Source organism: Corynebacterium guaraldiae, assembly GCF_053480195.1.
This window is the reverse complement of the sequence record NZ_JBRBAU010000016.1, coordinates 33,247-48,123: the sequence shown is the minus strand read 5'-3', so window position 1 is coordinate 48,123 and position 14,877 is coordinate 33,247. Positions and strand designations below refer to the sequence as shown.

Genomic DNA, 14,877 nt, shown 5'->3' with positions numbered 1-14,877 from the left:
AACTCGGTGAGTCCGTCACCGAGGGCACCATCACCCAGTGGCTGAAGTCCGTCGGCGACACCGTCGAGGTCGACGAACCACTCCTCGAGGTCTCCACCGACAAGGTCGACACCGAAATCCCGTCCCCAGTCGCCGGCACCCTCGTTGAAATCCTCGCCGAGGAAGACGACACCGTCGACGTCGGCGCCGTCATCGCCCGCATCGGCGACGGCTCCGCCGCCCCGGCCAAGGAAGAAAAGGCCGAGAAGAAGGAAGAGCCGAAGGCAGAGGAAAAGGCCGACAAGAAGGCCGAGGAGAAGTCCGAGGCCAAGGCTGAGAAGAAGGACGAGAAGCCGGCCGCGTCCGCTGAGCCGAAGGCTTCCGAGACCTCTACGAAGGTCAATAACGGTGACAACGTCCCGTACGTCACTCCGCTGGTACGCAAGCTGGCTGAGAAGCACGGCGTGGATCTCTCCACCGTCTCTGGCACCGGTGTTGGCGGCCGCATCCGCAAGCAGGACGTGCTGGCCGCTGCTGGCGAGGGTGAGGCACCGGCTTCCTCCGCTAAGGCAGCTTCCAGCAGCCCGCGTGCTCGCTGGTCCACCAAGTCCGTGGATCCGGAGAAGCAGGAGCTCATCGGCACCACCCAGAAGGTCAACCGTATCCGCGAGATCACGGCGTCCAAGATGGTTGAGGCCCTCCAGATCTCCGCTCAGCTGACCCACGTCCAGGAAGTCGATATGACCGCCATCTGGGATATGCGCAAGCAGTCCAAGCAGGCGTTCATTGACAAGTACGAGGCCAACCTCTCCTTCCTGCCGTTCATCGTGAAGGCAACCGTTGAGGCGCTGGTGTCCCACCCGAACGTCAACGCGTCCTACAACCCGGAGACCAAGGAGATGACCTACCACGCTGACGTCAACGTGGCCATCGCCGTAGATACCCCGAAGGGCCTGCTCACCCCGGTCATCCACAAGGCTCAGGAGCTGACGCTTCCGGAGATCGCTCAGAAGATCGCCGAGCTGGCTGACAAGGCACGCAACAACAAGCTCAAGCCGAACGATCTGACCGGCGCAACCTTCACCGTGACCAACATCGGCTCCGAGGGCGCCCTGCTGGATACCCCGATTCTGGTTCCGCCGCAGGCCGGCATCCTGGGTACCGCCGCTATTACCAAGCGTGCGGTTGTCGTGACCGAGGACGGCCAGGACGCCATCGCTATCCGCCAGATGTGCTACCTGCCGTTCACCTATGACCACCAGGTGGTCGACGGTGCCGACGCTGGTCGCTTCATCACGACCATCAAGGACCGCCTCGAAACCGCGGACTTCGAAGCTGACCTTGACCTCTAAGCCTTAGAGCTAAGCCCTAGGCTTGCTCCCCCGCCACTGCGGCGGGGGAGCTTCGTCGTTTTCGCCCTGCTTTCCTCCATCCCACAAACACAGCTCGGTGACATCGCTCAGAGGAACCGCTACCCCTCCAAAACTGACGAAGTTTCCTTCAGATCCTCAGAGATCGGCGCCAACTTTGTCAGTTAGGCACGTTTTCTTTAACCGTCTTGCCACCAAGACCCGACAACTGTGACCCAGCACACTAGACTGAGTCGCATGGTTTCGCAAAAGTGGTTTCGCGTCGCACTCGGTATGTTTCTCGTCGCCTGCGGCGCCAATCTCTTCGCTCCCATGGTCGTGGTCTACCAAACCACCACCTCCCTCGGGGTTCTGCAAACAACCTTCCTTTTTGGCATCTACGCCCTCGGCATCATGGTCGCTCTATTCATCGGTGGTCCGCTTTCGGATTCGCTAGGGCGCCGCGCCATCATGCGCCCAGCCGTCCTCACCACCACTGCCGGTTCCCTCATTTTCCTTAGCGGCGCAGGCGGCGCCTTCCTCCCCTTGTTAATCGGCCGCCTGTGCGCGGGTGCCGCCGTGGGCCTCGCCATGTCTTCCGGCGCGGCCTGGATCAAGGAGCTCAGCACACATCTGAGCGTTGGAGCCAAGCGTTCCTCCATAGCCCTGTCGGCCGGTTTCGCATCAGCACCCGGCGTGGCTGGTATCGCCGCCGAGTTCCTCCCCTGGCCCACCGTTGTGCCTTATCTTTTGCACATCGGCCTAGCACTCATCGTGGTCCCACTCGTGTGGACGGTGCCGGAACAGCAATCTGCACAGTCAGCTTCGAGGCGCCGTTCATTTGTCCCGACCAGCCTGATTACTCCCCACTACTTACCGGTGGTGGCCTATGCACCATGGGTCTTCGGCTCCGCCACCACCGCCTTTGTGTTCCTGCCCGCGCAGCTCAGCGAGCACCTACGCCACCCAGTTCTTGTCGCCGGCCTGTGTGCGCTTCTCACCATGGGCAGCGGCGTGGTTATCCAGCAACTGGCTGGCCGCATCCGCGTGACCTCGTTCCATAGCATGGCGCTGGCCGCAGTAGGAATGGCACTGTGCCTCGCCGTCCTCGCTGCGACTCAGCATGGTTGGGCAGTTTTTCTCCTGCCTATCGCGGCTATCATCATGGGCAGTTCCTATGGAATCGGCATGCTCAGCGGACTCGCGGAGACCCAAGCCATCGCCGACGCAGAGGAGCTCGGTGCAGCGACGGGGGTGTTTTATTCACTGACTTATCTGGGTTTCTTTGCCCCCTTCATCCTGTCACTTTTGGGCCCTGCCGTTGGCTATTCCACGGCCTTCGTCATCGGTCTCACCGTCGCGGTAGCGACCGCCGTAGCGCTGCGCCTCCATGTCAGGGGTAACCGGGGCTAATGTCATGGCCTACGCCTTATACTTGGGGGCAGTTTAGGTCACACAAACTAACGCCACAAAGGAGATAAAACACATGGATTTCATCTCTCGCCACCTCGGGCCTGATGCGGCCGAGCGTGAGACGATGCTCAAGGCAGTGGGCTATGACAGCGTGGAGGCACTCGTCGATGCCGCCCTGCCCACCTCCATCCGCGCCACCGAAGCGCTGAACCTCCCGGAAGCTCTGAGCGAAGATGACGCGCAGGCGAAGCTGCGCGAGTACGCCTCCCAGAACGTCGTGCTGAAGTCCTTTTACGGCCAGGGTTATTCCGATACCCTCACCCCGGCGGTCATTCGCCGCGGGCTGCTGGAGGATGCCGGCTGGTACACCGCATACACGCCCTACCAGCCGGAGATTTCGCAGGGCCGCCTCGAAGCCTTGCTCAATTTCCAGACCATGATTGAGTCCCTGACCGGTCTTCCCATCGCGAACGCCTCGCTTCTCGACGAAGCCTCCGCCACCGCCGAAGCTGTCGGCCTCATGGCCCGCGCGGTGAAGAAGGGCCGCCGCGTGCTGCTCGATTCCCGCCTGCACCCGCAGGTTCTCGCCGTGGCCGCCGAGCGCGCCCGAGCCATCGAGCTCGAGGTCGAGATTGCTGATGTCCGCGATGGCATCGTCGGCGAAGACCTCGTCGGCGCCGTTCTGGCTTACACCGGAACCGAGGGCGATATCGTCGACCCCCGCGCCGCCATCGAAGAGCTCCACACCCGCGGCGCTCTTGCCGCCGTCGTGGCTGACCCCCTGTCGCTGCTTCTCTTGGAAGCCCCCGGTGAGATGGGCGCGGACGTGGTCCTCGGTTCCTCGCAGCGCTTCGGCGTGCCGCTCTTCTTCGGCGGCCCGCACGCGGCGTTCATGTCCGTCACGGACAAGCTCAAGCGCCAGCTGCCGGGCCGCATCGTGGGCGTGTCGAAGGACGCCGCCGGCCGCCCCGCCTACCGCCTCGCACTGCAGACTCGTGAGCAGCACATCCGCCGCGAGCGCGCGACCTCCAACATCTGCACCGCCCAAGCACTTCTGGCCAACGTGGCCTCCATGTACGCGGTGTACCACGGGCCTGAGGGCCTCAAGGTCATCGCGCAACGCGTCCACGACCGCGCTTCTGCTTTCGCTGCGGCCGTCACCGACGCAGGCAAGGACATTGTCTCCCGCGACTTCTTCGACACCGTGACCGTGACCGGCGTGGATGCCGCGGCCATCAAGACCCAGCTGCAGGAGCAGGGCTACCTGGTGCGCACCATCGGCTCGGACAAGGTCTCGGTCTCCTTCGGTGAGTCCGCCACCAACGAGGATGTCAACATCCTCGCCGCCGCCTTCGGCGCCGAGTCCTCCGCTAACTCCGAGCCAGCCGCGTCTGGCTCCTTCGAGATTCCGTCCTCCGTCCAGCGCGCCGAGGCCCCGCTGCAGCACGAGATCTTCAACTCCATCCACTCCGAGACCCAGATGCTGCGCTACCTGCGCACCTTGGCGGATAAGGACTTGGCCCTGGACCGCACGATGATCCCTCTGGGCTCGTGCACGATGAAGCTCAACCCCACAGCCGCGATGGAGCCCATCTCCTGGCCGGAATTCGCCGGCATCCACCCGTATGCCCCGGAGGAGACCACCGCGGGCTGGCGCGCGCTGATCGACGAACTCGAGTCCTGGCTCGCCGAGATTACCGGCTACGCCCAGGTCTCCATCCAGCCCAACGCCGGCTCCCAGGGCGAGCTGGCCGGCCTTCTGGCCATTCGCCGCTACCACGTGGCCAACGGCGATCACGGCCGCGATGTCATCCTCATCCCGGCCTCCGCGCACGGCACCAATGCGGCCTCGGCCACCTTGGCCAACCTGCGCGTCGTCGTGGTCAAGACCGCCGACGATGGCTCGATTGACCTCGCCGACCTCGACGCCAAGATTGAGCAGCATGGCGAGCACATCGCCGGCATCATGATTACCTACCCCTCCACCCACGGCGTCTTCGACCCCGAGGTGCGCGAGGTCTGCGACAAGGTTCACGCGGCCGGCGGCCAGGTCTACATCGACGGCGCCAACATGAACGCGCTAGCCGGTTGGGCCCGTCCGGGTGCTTTTGGTGGCGATGTGTCCCACCTGAACCTGCACAAGACCTTCACCATCCCGCACGGCGGCGGTGGCCCGGGTGTGGGCCCGGTGGGCGTCGCCAAGCACTTGGTGCCCTTCCTGCCGGCCGATGCCAACGACCCCAAGCTGGATCCCTCGCAACCGACTGCGGAGACCACCGGCGTGCCGTCCACCGCATCGCGCTACGGTTCCGCCGGCGTGCTGCCAATTTCCTGGTCCTACCTGGCCATGATTGGCGCCCAAGGACTCACGGAGGCCACGAGCCACGCCATCCTCGGCGCAAACTACCTGGCACAGAGCCTGAAGGATTCCTTCCCTGTGCTCTACACGGGCAATGCCGGCCTCGTGGCTCACGAGTGCATCTTTGACCTGCGCGAGCTGACCGACGCCTCCGGCGTCACCGCCGCTGACGTGGCCAAGCGCCTCGTGGACTACGGCTTCCACGCGCCGACCCTCTCCTTCCCGGTGGCCGGCACCCTCATGGTGGAGCCCACCGAGTCCGAGGACCTGGGTGAGCTGGACCGCTTCATCGAGGCCATGCGCTCCATCCGCGCCGAAATCCAGGAGATTATCGACGGCCAGGTGGCCTACGAGGACTCCGTCATCCACCATGCCCCGTTCAACGCCGAGTCCGTCGCGGCCGACGAGTGGGATTTCGCCTTTAGCCGCCAGCAGGCCGCCTACCCGGTAACTTCGCTGCGCGCCAACAAGTACTTCCCGCCGGTGCGCCGCATCGACGAGGCTTATGGTGACCGCAACCTGGTGTGCACCTGCCCGCCGCCAGAGGCTTTTGACTACTCCGACGAGAACCAGGAGGTTTAATCAATGACTGACTACCTGCACTCCCCGCTGCATGCTGAGCATGAGAAGCTCGGTGCCACTTTCACGCCCTTCGGGCCGTGGGAGATGCCGCTGAAGTATGACAACGAGCTCGAGGAGCACCGCGCGGTGCGCGGAGCCGCCGGCCTCTTCGACCTGTCCCACATGGGTGAAATCTGGGTCAACGGCCCGGACGCCGCCGAGTTCCTGTCCTACTGCTTCATCTCCAACCTGGTTCCCCTCAAGGTGGGCAAGGCAAAGTACTCCATGATTTGCGCCGAGGATGGCGGCATCATGGATGACCTCATCACCTACCGCTTGGAGGAGACCAAGTTCCTCGTCGTGCCGAATGCTGGCAACGCCGATACCGTGTGGGAGGCGCTCAACGAGCGCGCCGAGGGCTTCGACGTGGACCTGAAGAACGAGTCCCGCGATGTGGCCATGATTGCTGTCCAGGGCCCGAAGGCGCTGGAGATCCTCGTCCCGCTGGTGGAGGACACCAAGCAGCAGGCAGTGATGGACCTACCCTACTACGCCGCAATGACCGGCAAGGTGGCGCGCAAGTACGCTTTCATCTGCCGTACCGGCTACACCGGCGAGGACGGCTTCGAGCTCATCGTCTATAACTCCGATGCCCCAGAACTGTGGGAGGAGCTGCTCAAGGCCGGCGAGGAGTACGGCATCAAGCCCTGCGGCCTAGCCGCGCGCGACTCCCTGCGCTTGGAGGCTGGCATGCCGCTCTACGGCAACGAGCTCACCCGGGACATTACCCCGGTGGAGGCCGGCATGTCCCGCGCCTTTGCCAAGAAGGAGCAGGACTTCGTGGGCGCAAAGGTGCTGCGCCAGCGCGCCGAAGAAGGCCCGCAGGCCGTTATTACCGGCCTGGTTTCCTCGCAGCGCCGCGCCGCCCGCGCCGGAGCGGAGGTCTTCGTTGGTGAGAACAAGGTGGGCACGGTGACCTCCGGCCAGCCCTCCCCCACTCTGGGCCACCCTGTCGCGCTCGCGCTCATCGATACCGCCGCAGGCTTGGAGGCCGGCGACGCCGTGGAGATCGACATCCGCGGCAAGCGCTACCCCTTCGAAGTGTCCGCGCTGCCCTTCTACAAGCGCGAGAAGTAAACTCCACTACTGAATCCATCTACCGAAAGGACATCCCTTCTCATGGCTAATCTTCCTTCCGATTTTTCCTACTCCGAGGACCACGAGTGGATTAACGCAGCTGCTGATTCCGTTGTCGGTTCCACCGTCCGCGTCGGCATCACCTCCGTAGCCACCGACCGCTTGGGTGAGGTCGTCTTCGCCGAGCTGCCGGCCGTGGGCGATACCGTCGAGCACGGCGAGACCTGTGGCGAGGTGGAGTCCACCAAGTCCGTGTCTGACCTCTACTCCCCGGTCACCGGTACCGTGACCGCCGTCAACGAGGGTGTGCACGATGACTACGCCGTCATCAACAACGACCCCTTCGGTGAGGGCTGGCTCTTCGAGGTCGAGGTCACCGAAGCTGGCGAGCTGATGACCGCTGAGGAGTACGCCTCCGCCAACGGCGTGGCCTAAATCTGCGTCTGAACAGCACGTATTCAGCCCCTGTCTGGCTGAATCTTCGCGGGGACTAGCATGGGTATCCATGACTGCTCCCCGCGAACCTTTCTTTCCCGCCAACCGCTCTATTCGCGCATCCGACGAGCCACTGGAGATCCGCCGCTTGGGCCGCATGGGCTACCAAGAGGCCTGGGATCTCCAGGCCGAGCTCGCCGCAGCGCGGGCGGCGGGCACGCAGGGTGATGTCATCCTCGTGGTTGAGCACCCCAACGTCTACACCGCCGGCAAGCGCACGCAACCGGAGGATATGCCCGATAACGGCCTGCCGGTCATTGACGTCGACCGCGGCGGGCGTATCACCTGGCACGGCGAGGGCCAGCTGGTTGTCTACCCCATCATTAAGCTGGCCGAGCCGGTCGACGTCGTTGACTACGTCCGCCGCCTCGAGGAAGCCATCATCCAAGCCGTCCGCGAACTCGGTGTGAGCACCGCCGGGCGCATCGATGGCCGCTCGGGCGTGTGGGTTCCGTCCACCACCCGCGCCGCCGATCCGGCCGCCCCGAAGCGCGACCGCAAACTGGGTGCCTTGGGCATCCGCGTTACCCGCGGCGTGACCATGCACGGCCTCGCCCTCAATTGCACCAATACCCTGGAGTACTACGAGCACATCGTGGCCTGCGGTATCGACGATGCCGACGTGTCCACGCTCTCGCTGGAGCTTGGCCGCGAGGTCACCATTCAGGAAGCGGAAGCGCCGCTTCTCGACGCCCTCCTCAAAGCCCTCTCAGGCGAACTCACCGTGGCCGACCACACCTTCGCCTCGGCGCCTGATCCCATCAAGGTGGCCAACGAGAAGGCACGCCAAGCCCGCAAAGCAGCAGAGGGAAAGTAGAAGATACCCTCGGTGGAATAAACCCGGCTCTCGCAGGACTTGTATTAGGAAGAGCTAACCCCAACGCGTAAAGTGAGGTTCCGTGACTGTTAAGCCTGAAGGACGCAAGATGCTCCGCATTGAGAAGAAAAATGCGGAGTCGCCCATCGAACAGAAGCCACGCTGGATCCGCAACCAGGTTCGCACCGGACCGGGTTATGAGGACATGAAATCCCGCGTATCCGGAGCTTCCCTACACACCGTGTGTCAGGAGGCCGGCTGCCCCAATATTCACGAGTGCTGGGAATCGCGTGAGGCTACCTTCCTCATCGGCGGTGACAAGTGCACCCGCCGCTGCGATTTCTGCGATATCGCCACCGGCAAGCCGGAAGAGCTGGACCGCGACGAGCCGCGCCGCGTGGCCGAGAACATCCAGGAGATGGATCTCAACTACACCACCATCACCGGCGTGACCCGCGATGATCTGCCCGACGAGGGTGCCTGGCTCTACGCCGAGGTTGTGCGCAAGATTCATGAGCTCAACCCCAATACCGGCGTGGAGAACCTCACCCCGGACTTCTCCGGTAAGCCGGATTTGCTCCAAGAGGTTTTTGAAGCCCGCCCCGAGGTCTTCGCTCACAACCTGGAGACGGTGCCGCGCATCTTCAAGCGCATCCGCCCGGCCTTCCGCTATGAGCGTTCACTTGACGTCATCCGCCAGGCTCACGAGTTTGGTTTGATCACCAAGTCCAACCTCATCCTGGGCATGGGTGAAACCGCCGAGGAGATCGAGGAAGCCCTTCGCGATCTCCGCGAGGTCGGCTGCGACATCATCACGATTACCCAGTACCTGCGCCCCGGTCCGCGCTTCCACCCCATCGAGCGTTGGGTGCGCCCAGAGGAGTTCGTGGAGCACTCCAAGCTGGCCAAGGAACTGGGCTTCGGCGGCGTCATGTCCGGCCCGCTGGTGCGCTCCTCCTACCGCGCTGGCCGCCTTTACGTGCAGGCTATGGAGGCCCGCGGTCTCGAGCTGCCGGAAAACCTGAAGCACTTGGCGGAGACTTCCCAGGGTGCTACTGCCCAGGAGGCCTCCACGCTTCTGGAGAAGTACGGCCCCTCCGAGGAGACTCCGGTGACCACGCGCATGGTTAAGACCCCGGCTGGTGCAGCGAACCCGAACTCTGCGGCGTCCACTATTCGCTAGTTCGATTCTCTTTTTGACCCTCTGACCTCTAAAGTAGGAGCCATGGCTAACGACGACAAGGCATCGCTGAAGGAAGCGAAAAAGCAGGAGCGCGCGGCCAAGCGCGCCCAGCGCAAGCAAAACTGGTCACAAATGTGGCAAGCGTTCAACATGCAGCGCAAGCAGGACAAGGCGCTCATCCCCATCATGCTGGCTGCATTCTTGGGCATGGGCTTGCTCTTCTTCCTTATCGGCATGCTCTTCAACGGCGAGTGGTTCATGCTCATCCTGGGCTTGGGCATCGGCGCCATCCTGGCCATGTTCCTGTTTACCCGCCGCCTCGAGCGCGATATGTACAAGAAGGTGGAGGATCAGCCTGGCGCCGCCGGCTGGGCCTTGGAGCAGCAGCTGCGCAACACCGTCGGTGTGGTGTGGAAGGTCAAGACTGGTGTGGCCGCTACCCGCCAGCAGGACCTTATCCACCGCGTTATCGGCAACTCCGGCGTCATCTTCGTCGTCGAGGGCGACCGCAAGCGCGTCGGCCCTACTCTTAACCGCTTGAAAAAGCGCGTGGACCGTATGGCCGGCGGCGTGCCGGTGTACGAGGTCTTCGTGGGCAATGGCGAGGACGAGGTGCCCGTGTCTAAGCTGCGCAGCCACATTATGAAGCTGCCGCGCAACTACAACAAGAACGAAACCTACGACAACATTCGCCGTATCGAGGCCATGGATGATCTGCCGGGCACCACCCCTGGTCTGCCCAAGGGCCCGATGCCCCGCCAGGCTCAGAACATGGCGGGCATGAACCGCCGTATGCGCCGCATGCAGGAGCGCAAGGGCGGCAAATAAGCCACTAGCTCCAAGCACAACAAGGGTCCCTTCCGAGATTCTCGGAAGGGACCTTTTACGTTGCCTTCGAAGCCTCCCGGCCTAGTTGCCTCACGCACCCCAGCAGCTTTATCGCTGGCCCCAACAGCCTTAGGCCATGATGACGGCGGTGCCGGTGGCGCGGTCGTGGAGGCCACGACCGTCGGCATCGACCATCGCTGCGGGAAACAGCACGGCGGTCAGCAAGGTACGGACCACCGCACGCCACAGGCCGACGGAAGTGCCCGGCACGTCGAGGCGCGCCACGCCCATACCGAGCAACGCCATGCCCGGGGTGCGGGCGAACAGCCACCCGCACACGATGCCCATGACTACCCACACTGCATAACCCAAGAAGGCGGGACCGCCCAGATTGTCCGTGAAGAGCTCGAGAACGTTGGCAATGATCATGGCCAAAATCCAGTCAATTAACACGCCGAACGCACGCCGCATTACCGACGCCAGGGCACCTGGCCCTTCCTTGGGCAAGCCCAATGCCTGCCCAGGCCACTGCCCCGACCCGATGCCATCGTTGTTATCTGCCATGCCCACCAATCTAGCCGCCGTCCATCCCGAGCAGAAATTTTGCCTTCAGGTGCCCACGCGTCCCAGTGATGCAGCCAATACCTGTAAACTAGTCGGGAGTACTACACGTCAACCAACAGGAGACCACCGTGTCCTTTGAGACAATCCAGGACGTCATCACATTCATCAAGGAAGAGGACGTCAAGTTCGTTGACATCCGGTTTACGGACGTCCCCGGCACCGAGCACCACTTCTCTATTCCGGCCGAGGAATTTACTGAAGACGCAGCCGCCGACGGCCTCGCCTTCGATGGCTCTTCCATCCGCGGATTCACCACCATCGATGAGTCCGATATGACGCTGTTGCCGGATCCGAAGACTGCCTTCGTGGATCCCTTCCGCACCGCGAAGACCCTGAACATCAAGTTCTTCGTCCACGACCCGTTCACCCTAGAGCCCTTTAGCCGCGACCCGCGCAACATCGCCCGCAAGGCTGAGGAATACCTCTCCTCCACCGGCATCGCGGATACCTGTAACTTCGGCGCTGAAGCTGAGTTCTACATCTTCGACTCCGTTCGCTACGGCACCGATGTCCACAACGGCTTCTACGAGGTGGACACCGATGAGGGCTGGTGGAACCGCGGTTCTGAGACCAACTTCGATGGCACTCCGAACACCGGCTTTAAGACTCGCGTGAAGGGCGGCTACTTCCCGACGGCACCCGTCGACAAGCATGGCGAGGTCCGCGACGCCATGGTGGAGCAGCTGCAGAAAGCTGGTTTCACCATCGAGCGCTTCCACCACGAGGTGGGCAGCGGTCAGAACGAGATTAACTACCGCTTCAACTCCCTGCTGCACGCGGCTGATGATATTCAGACCTTCAAGTACATCATCAAGAACACCGCGGAGCAGTTTGGTAAGACCGTAACCTTTATGCCCAAGCCGCTGGCGGGCGATAATGGTTCCGGTATGCACGCCCACATGTCCCTGTGGCAGGACGGCAAGCCGCTCTTCCACGATGAGGCTGGCTACGCCGGTCTGTCCGACATGGCTCGCTACTACATCGGCGGCATCCTGGCCCACGCACCGGCTGTGCTGGCGTTCACGAACCCCACCCTGAACTCCTACCACCGCCTGGTTCCGGGCTTCGAGGCGCCGATTAACCTGGTGTACTCGCAGCGCAACCGCTCGGCTGCCATCCGCATCCCGATCACCGGCTCCAACCCGAAGGCCAAGCGCATCGAGTTCCGCGCTCCGGATCCGTCGGGCAACCCCTACTTCGGTTTCGCTGCCATGATGATGGCGGGTCTCGACGGCATCAAGAACCGCATCGAGCCGCACGCTCCGGTGGACAAGGACCTCTACGAGCTGCCGCCGGCAGAGGCCGCCTCCATCCCGCAGGCACCGACCTCCCTGGAGGCCTCCATCGCAGCACTCGAGGAAGACAACGACTTCCTCACCGAGGGCGATGTCTTCTCTGAGGACCTCATCGAGACCTACATCAACTACAAGCGCGAGAACGAGATTGCGCCGGTCCGCCTGCGTCCGACTCCGCAGGAATTTGAGATGTACTACGACTGCTAATTTCCGGCAGAATCGCCCTGATCTGAGAAATTACTTTCCCAGGTCAGGGCTTTTTCATGCCCGCAGATTTCAATGAAAATGGGCGAAAGCATCCGCCTTTCAGAATTGTGCGGGATTTCTGCGGGATCCGGCCTACACCGAAAGCGCTTCCCAGCTCACGAAAACACGCAACTCTGGCACGCTTCAAGGGGTATATTCATCCTGATCTCTCAGCACTTTGTGCGCGTTTTTCCTCGCGTGTGAAAGGGCGCTCTCTTTACTCTCGAGACCCCTTTTGAGGTAGCACGTTGCGATAACTGTAGTCAGGGCCCGTTCGGTGCGGGTGCGTCGTTCAAGAAGCCAGTCGGGGAAGAAGGAACCACGGCGCAGCTTCGGGACGGCTATGCCGATAGAGCCCACCCTGGTATCGAGTTGTCGGTGACGGTAGCCGTTGCGGGAATTAGTGCGAGTATCGGACATGGTGGCGTAATCAGCACCGCAGACGCTATCGGCTTGGGCAGAGAGGATCTGATTGATGAAATCGCCAAGCATTAGGCGCATTAAGTCTGGGGAGGCTTGGGGCAGCAGTTCTTCGAGATAGGCAGTCGGGTCGATATGATAGGGGCAGCGGCCATCGCGGTGTACTTCCTTTCGAGGATAGGTAGAAGTTGATTCGAAAGGTACCCGCGATGGTCGCCGCATTCGTTCACGGCACCGACATCACCGGGGCACAGATACACCACACTAAGGGACGCAACCCACCAAATTCCTAAATTAGAAGCAAATGCCCTGGCAGACGCATCGGCAATTAGTTATGTAGTGGAGTCCTCGTCTGTATCTTTGTTTTTCGCAAATCGGCCACGAAGCCCTTTCGCGAGCCCCGTAGCATTGCTCCCAAGGCTGCCGAGCTGCTCTTTGGTTGCCTGAGCAGCTGTGCCTGCGATATCCCGTGCACTTACAGCCGCGCTTCCAGCTAATCCGAGTGCACTTTCAGACACGCCTTTGACAGAGGAGCCCAAGTCCGCGAGTCGCGTCGACCCTGACCGTTCGGCGATGTCGTTGGCCACCGTGACCATGGCGAGATATTCTGCGCCGTCGACACCCGGGGGCGGCAGTTCGCGCAGGTGATCCTTGAGACGCTGCGACTGCGTCCGCAAGGTTGCAAAGGTCATCGTGCCGGAGAGCGCACCGCCCAGCAAGGGGATTACCTTTGTGACTGTCTTCGCGAAGGAGTCTTTGGTGACCTTGACACCCACGAGCTTGAGGGTTTGCTTAACCACTGGGTACCAGGCGGTCTTGGTCAGAGCTTTTTGAGAAATCTGCTTCTGAATCGCGGGGCGAGCGACTTGTTTTGAGAATGCAATGAGGCTATTCGCGGCGCCACCCACGCCCATCATCACACCCAAGAAAACGGCGAGCTTGCCAACGGTTTCATCATCAGCTTCATCCATGTCGCCAAGCAGATCCTGCCAGCCGTACAGATAGGCGAGCTTTTGCATCACGCGGAATGCGTGCACATAGAACTGAGTGATGTCGCCAGGAACGGTGGCGGCCATTGCTAGGCCGCCTGGCAGGCCCGCCGTGAAAGAAATCGCTGCGGACTTGGTGGTCTCAAAGCTAATGGTCGAATCTGCAATTGAATCCAGCTGCGCCAAGGTTAATTCAGCATGAATTGGCGTGCTTCTCAGGGCCTGTGAAATGACGTCATTGGATACACCGACCTTGCGTAGCTCTTGCGCAAGGAATTTTTCGCGATCGATGCGCACCCCGCGAAGACGGATGATTTTCTTGAGAAAATCCATGGCGAATTTTTGCGCCGCTGCGTCCTGCTCGGCGGTCATTGTCTCTAGATCTTGTACGTCCTCAAGCTCAGTGGGGACTTCGACTCCCTCGAGCGATTCTTCAACCAGTTCGCCATCGAGAATGTCATCGGTCAGTTCAAGAGATAAATCGTCGGGTTGCTGTGACATGAGACAGCCTTTCGTAATCAGGGAATGTGGACCAAATGTTACTGCAACGCCATGGTTTGCAGCTACAAAGTAAGAGGTACCTCTCAGCACTGGTTTCTTCCGCCCTAGGGCGAAATCGATGCGGGAGTGCGGAAGTAACTCGGAGAGATTCGCAGAAATCCAATTCGCTTCAATCCGGCTTAGGCTCTTGTGTCTGTGATGGGACAAAAGCAGTTCGCAAACGGGAGAAAACGCCAAAAGCCTAACTCGGCGTTGACCGAATTAGACTTGCGCGGACGGTCGGGAAGCGGCTACTCCACTGTGGGGCCTGCCCCCGGATAGTAGACACGTCGGGGGTTAGGCCCGAACAAGCCAGCGCGCAACGCGAACAACAGCAGCAGCAAAACCAGCAACAGCACCAGCTCCGGCACCTGCCGCACCGCAGCAGCAAGCGCCCAGCATGGAGTGGGCAACCCTCGGCCCCTACGGTGGATTCATGGGCTGCTCCCAGGCGCAGAGCATGTGGCCTTCCAACTCCACGGAGTGCTACCAGGGCGGCGACGGTAACTACTACTTCAACGGCCTACGGCAGGCAATGTGCTAGATACAGCTCACCGGCCGCCCTACTTCTTGGTGGAGCGACATTGAGGAATGTGGGGCCGCTTACTACGCCAGCGAATTCGGAGTAAATTCACCGCGCTA

At 61.8% G+C, this 14,877-nt stretch carries 12 protein-coding genes and 1 pseudogene; 10 read left to right on the top strand and 3 right to left on the bottom strand.

What is annotated here, in order from left to right; genetic code table 11:
- From sucB to ACUY3D_RS11335, 8 genes are all read left to right on the top strand, one after another.
- On the top strand, nt 1-1,331 hold a 1,331-nt coding region (gene sucB / locus ACUY3D_RS11370; protein ID WP_448241133.1), incomplete at its 5' end, for a 2-oxoglutarate dehydrogenase, E2 component, dihydrolipoamide succinyltransferase.
- 255 nt (nt 1,332-1,586) lie between these two features.
- On the top strand, nt 1,587-2,741 hold the full coding sequence (locus tag ACUY3D_RS11365) for an MFS transporter (RefSeq protein ID WP_448241132.1): 1,155 nt from the start codon (nt 1,587-1,589) through the stop codon (nt 2,739-2,741).
- Nucleotides 2,742-2,814: 73 nt separating this feature from the next.
- The gene (gene gcvP, locus ACUY3D_RS11360) at nt 2,815-5,682 is read left to right on the top strand and encodes an aminomethyl-transferring glycine dehydrogenase (protein WP_448241131.1); all 2,868 of its coding nucleotides are present in this window, start codon (nt 2,815-2,817) and stop codon (nt 5,680-5,682) included.
- A 3-nt stretch (nt 5,683-5,685) separates the two neighbouring features.
- On the top strand, nt 5,686-6,798 hold the full coding sequence (gcvT, locus tag ACUY3D_RS11355; RefSeq protein WP_070519776.1) for a glycine cleavage system aminomethyltransferase GcvT: 1,113 nt from the start codon (nt 5,686-5,688) through the stop codon (nt 6,796-6,798).
- A gap of 42 nt (nt 6,799-6,840) precedes the next feature.
- A complete protein-coding gene (gene gcvH, locus ACUY3D_RS11350) occupies nt 6,841-7,233 on the top strand; it encodes a glycine cleavage system protein GcvH (RefSeq protein WP_070562740.1) in 393 nt (130 codons plus the stop codon).
- 70 nt (nt 7,234-7,303) lie between these two features.
- A complete protein-coding gene (gene lipB / locus ACUY3D_RS11345; RefSeq protein ID WP_070596484.1) occupies nt 7,304-8,110 on the top strand; it encodes a lipoyl(octanoyl) transferase LipB in 807 nt (268 codons plus the stop codon).
- 109 nt (nt 8,111-8,219) lie between these two features.
- On the top strand, nt 8,220-9,293 hold the full coding sequence (gene lipA / locus ACUY3D_RS11340) for a lipoyl synthase (RefSeq protein WP_448241134.1): 1,074 nt from the start codon (nt 8,220-8,222) through the stop codon (nt 9,291-9,293).
- Between the two features lie 42 nt (nt 9,294-9,335).
- Nucleotides 9,336-10,121, top strand: a complete 786-nt coding sequence (locus tag ACUY3D_RS11335; protein ID WP_070519767.1) for a DUF4191 domain-containing protein — start codon at nt 9,336-9,338, stop codon at nt 10,119-10,121.
- A gap of 129 nt (nt 10,122-10,250) precedes the next feature.
- Here ACUY3D_RS11335 and ACUY3D_RS11330 read toward each other — a convergent pair whose 3' ends face one another.
- Nucleotides 10,251-10,685, bottom strand: a complete 435-nt coding sequence (locus ACUY3D_RS11330; RefSeq protein ID WP_448241130.1) for an RDD family protein — start codon at nt 10,683-10,685, stop codon at nt 10,251-10,253.
- A 128-nt stretch (nt 10,686-10,813) separates the two neighbouring features.
- Between ACUY3D_RS11330 and glnA the strand changes: the two genes are divergently transcribed.
- Nucleotides 10,814-12,247, top strand: a complete 1,434-nt coding sequence (glnA, locus tag ACUY3D_RS11325) for a type I glutamate--ammonia ligase (RefSeq protein ID WP_070530146.1) — start codon at nt 10,814-10,816, stop codon at nt 12,245-12,247.
- A 273-nt stretch (nt 12,248-12,520) separates the two neighbouring features.
- On the opposite strand, the pseudogene ACUY3D_RS11320 reads toward glnA, so the two are convergent.
- Together ACUY3D_RS11320 and ACUY3D_RS11315 are read right to left on the bottom strand one after the other, a co-directional pair.
- Nucleotides 12,521-12,841, bottom strand: a pseudogene (locus ACUY3D_RS11320) (transposase); the annotation flags it as partial.
- A gap of 197 nt (nt 12,842-13,038) precedes the next feature.
- Nucleotides 13,039-14,196 carry a hypothetical protein gene (locus ACUY3D_RS11315; protein ID WP_448241129.1) on the bottom strand — a complete coding sequence of 386 codons (1,158 nt, stop codon included), beginning with the start codon at nt 14,194-14,196 and terminating at the stop codon, nt 13,039-13,041.
- Between the two features lie 439 nt (nt 14,197-14,635).
- On the opposite strand from ACUY3D_RS11315, the gene ACUY3D_RS11310 reads away from it, so the two are divergent.
- Nucleotides 14,636-14,779 (top strand): hypothetical protein, encoded by a 144-nt coding sequence (locus ACUY3D_RS11310; protein ID WP_448241128.1) that lies wholly within the window; start codon nt 14,636-14,638, stop codon nt 14,777-14,779.
- Nucleotides 14,780-14,877 lie beyond the last annotated feature (98 nt).